Origin of the sequence: Oikeobacillus pervagus (assembly GCF_030813365.1) — a bacterium.
In the GTDB taxonomy this organism is placed as follows: Bacteria; Bacillota; Bacilli; order Bacillales; family DSM-23947; genus Oikeobacillus; species Oikeobacillus pervagus.
Genome location: NZ_JAUSUC010000092.1, coordinates 1 through 3,573, shown reverse-complemented (window position 1 = coordinate 3,573; position 3,573 = coordinate 1). Strand labels below are relative to the sequence as shown.

The window sequence follows — 3,573 nt, the reverse complement described above, 5'->3', positions numbered from 1 at the left end:
GTCTTCGTCAAGAAAAACTGTCTATAGGCACTGGAGATGTCTCAATCTATGGAGTTGAAACAAAAACTCTTCGGGAGATTAATCAGCAAGCATTTACTGTGAAGGATGACCGTGTAAGGGGAGTTACTAAGGGTACGGGTAATACTGTTCATAGATCTGAAATTGACGAAGTAATTAAAAATAATTACGATAAAGACGGAAATTTGATTAATAGATCAATTGTTCCTAAGGGATATAATAGTGTTGAAGATTTCTTAAAACAAGTAGATGATACTACTATCAAAGAACTTGGGTATGATAGTGTTGAAGAGTTTAAAGAAGTGGTAGGTTATGTTGATGAATATTTGAATGCCTCACCTAAAAATAATATTTTAAATAAATCATTAGCGGGAGGTACACATGTGAAAGGTGTAGACTACGATGTACTAGGATTTCCTATTTTTAAAGGAGATGCCGTTAAATTTCAAACAAGGTTGGATAAAGGGATGTTTATAGCATCTGATGATAGACAGTTTAAGTTCTGTACAAAGGCTTTAAAAGAAGCAATAGAGAAGGGAGATATACCAAAGGAAATCTTTACAGAGAAACAGCTCAGGGATATTTATAATGAGGAAGCTAGAATAAAAGGATTGACTTGGCATCATCATCAAGTACCTGGTAAAATGCAGTTAGTAGTGTCTAAAACGCATAAAGTTAACCATTTAGGTGGAAATGCATTATGGGGGGATGGAATCAGATGAGTAAGGTACAATGGAGATCACCAGATGAACCTATTATACGAGAAGATGTAAAGAATGTTGAACAGGAATTGAACATTAATTTTCCTTTAGATTATATAGAATGTGTGATGAAGAATAATGGAGCGCATGTTAGTCCAGAGGTGTTTGAAGTTGAAGGGAAAAGAAAGGTTTTTGGAACGTTATTAAGTTACGATATGGATGATGACGAAAATATTATAGAAGTATTTGATGATTACAAGGATACACTACCGGCAGAATTAGTTCCTTTTGCTTTTGATCCAGCGGGAAATTTAATATGTTTTGACTATAAAAATGACAAAAATAACCCTGTTGTGGTATTTTGGGAACATGAAAATGCTGGTGAAAAAGAAATGTTGATGCAAGAAGAAGGATTAACAGAAGAACAAGTGGAAGAACGTGCAAGAGAGAATGTATTTTACATTGCAGATACATTTACTGATTTTTTAAGTAAATTACACGATTAAAAATATAATGATGAATGAAAAATAAAGTTTATGTGAAATGGATAGAAAAAATAATAGGGTGTTTGAAAATATATACTCTATGATGGTTGTACCATCATAGAGTACTATGTACAATGATAGAATAGAAAACGAAGTACGAGCTTAGGCATATGACATTTTACTGTGCGACGAATACAAAGACATGGAATGGACATAAAACTAACGAACTCGTACAAGCTCGTAATTTTTAATGTAGTAGTTGTCACGACATATAAAAGGTGTCATACTGTTGCCATAAAACTTACAAATTTAATGCTACTTAAAAACAGATGAACTTAAAGCACTTGATTGTCAACTAGAGGCAACAAGTGCTTTTTTGCGTTTTAGCGTAGAAATTTAAAAGAGCATTATAATTTTATAAGTGCATTAAGTGTTAAATTTTTATTGTTGTTTTATAGATTGTAATGGCTATGTACAGTGTACGACGATAGTAGAGGAAAAAATAAAGGGTTGTATTATTTTTTGAAGTCATCGTAAAGTACGTTTTAACGGATGAACGTTATGCATACGTTATCCGCAAAAAACGGATAAACGTTACATGGATTGTAATTGCTGTAACGGGAGAGGACTCAATATGGAAGAGAAAGTAGTTGGTTATGAACGAGTTTTGACAGAAGGACAAGTACGTGAAGGGTACAGCCTAACGTATCAAGTAGAATAAATTGAACGGTACTGTAACGAAAATGAACTACAACTGCTTCACATATACGAAGATAAAGGAATTAGCGGAGCGACAGTAGCTGAAGATGGATTAACAGTTTGCGAAAGTGCAAGTGAAGCATATGTTAGACCGAGAGAACTATTATCGAGGGGTATATACATACGGGCAAATACAAGCAAATGGGAAACATCCAGCAATTATTTTATAAATTCACTTAAAAAATTAGCTTATTTTACTATACATACTACTAAAGTGATGAAAAATGGATAGGCTTGCTTACCTAGGCGCATCGTAAGATGAACGATGATGCGAAAAAAACTTTAGAGTCACTACGACATCATATTGGGGAGATTCAAGTACCTGTCCGTCTTCGTCAAGAAAAACTGTCTATAGGCACTGGAGATGTCTCAATCTATGGAGTTGAAACAAAAACTCTTCGGGAGATTAATCAGCAAGCATTTTCTGTGAAGGATGACCGTGTAAGGGGAGTTACTAAGGGTACGGGTGAAGGTAGTAGGATTATTCCTGGTACTCCGGGTATTGTAACAGGAGGAAATTCTACTAAATTAGGAAAAAATATGATGACAGAAATGGGGCTTAAACGTTCAACTAAATGGAGTGGATATCAAGCACAGCATATTATTCCTTCTGAAATGGCAGATAATCCTGTAATTAAAAAGATAGGTATGAACTTTGATGACTCATCAAATGGTATTTTTCTAAGAGTACCAGATGATAATATAAGTACAATGGCTAGACACAGAGGATATCATTCTGTTTACAATGAAGTAGTTGCAAGAGCATTAAATAAAATGGATATTAACCAAAGTATTGATAGTTTACAAAAGCAGGTATATGATTTGCAAAAAAATTTAAGAAAATTACAGGGGAATGGTTTACCATTGTACCCAAGCCAAGGTGCAACAGTAGAACTTTGGGAAAGAAAGCTAAAACAATTGGAAATACAAAATAAGTAAATATCAGTAAGGTGGTAAGGTGTAATGGAAAATAAAGATATTAGTTTGCTTGAAGAATTACTTTATAATACAAATAAAGAGGATACAATTAGCCGAATAAAGAATATAGATAATCCAATACTCCTTCATTGTTTTGCAGCAAATTATAATTGGAATAGTGGATTTGATATACCAAATGCAATTCTTGAAAACAAAGATTGTGACTTAGGAACGGGATTACTAATGTTTCATTATGCAGACGGATATCGACTATTAGAAAGTCCGGAGGAAGTTTCGAATTCTCCATTACAGGAATGGAAGGTTTTTATATTAAAACTTCAAAATAAAATTATGAATTTGGAGTTTAAAACACAAAATATATCATTTAGCCCTGAATTAACAAAAATTCAAATATTCAAGTTGAAAAAAAGGAACCCAAGTATTTCAGATATTCTTATTAATGAGTCACCAGGAAATATAATTGATATTCCTAAAATATAAATAAACCTAGATTATTCACCGACAAATACAAAATTCCACTGAAATGCTGACTTACCGGCTTTTCAGTGGGATTCTCTTTTTCACTTATTAGATGATAAAAGAATCCATTTCTGCTAAGGTTATAACGACCAAGAAACAACCAAAAGAAAGGATTCTTATGATGACAACTTTAACGCAAAAACCTTTACATT

4 protein-coding genes and 1 pseudogene are annotated in these 3,573 nt (G+C 33.2%); all 5 read left to right on the top strand.

The features are described from left to right. Positions 1 to 740 (top strand): HNH endonuclease (locus J2S13_RS16575; RefSeq protein WP_307258952.1); only part of this gene is annotated, 740 nt, incomplete at its 5' end. Next, complete coding sequence (locus J2S13_RS16570) at positions 737 to 1,225, top strand: SMI1/KNR4 family protein (protein WP_307258951.1); 489 nt, start codon at positions 737 to 739, stop codon at positions 1,223 to 1,225. The genes J2S13_RS16575 and J2S13_RS16570, both read left to right, overlap by 4 nt. 613 nt (positions 1,226 to 1,838) lie before the next feature. Next, positions 1,839 to 2,024, top strand: a pseudogene (locus tag J2S13_RS16565) (recombinase family protein); the annotation flags it as partial. Between the two features lie 197 nt (positions 2,025 to 2,221). After that, on the top strand, positions 2,222 to 2,902 hold the full coding sequence (locus J2S13_RS16560; protein ID WP_307258949.1) for an AHH domain-containing protein: 681 nt from the start codon (positions 2,222 to 2,224) through the stop codon (positions 2,900 to 2,902). Positions 2,903 to 2,926: 24 nt separating this feature from the next. Continuing rightward, positions 2,927 to 3,382: a DUF4274 domain-containing protein gene (locus J2S13_RS16555; protein ID WP_000428102.1), complete on the top strand. Its 456-nt coding sequence runs from the start codon at positions 2,927 to 2,929 to the stop codon at positions 3,380 to 3,382. The last annotated feature ends 191 nt before the right edge of the window (positions 3,383 to 3,573 follow it).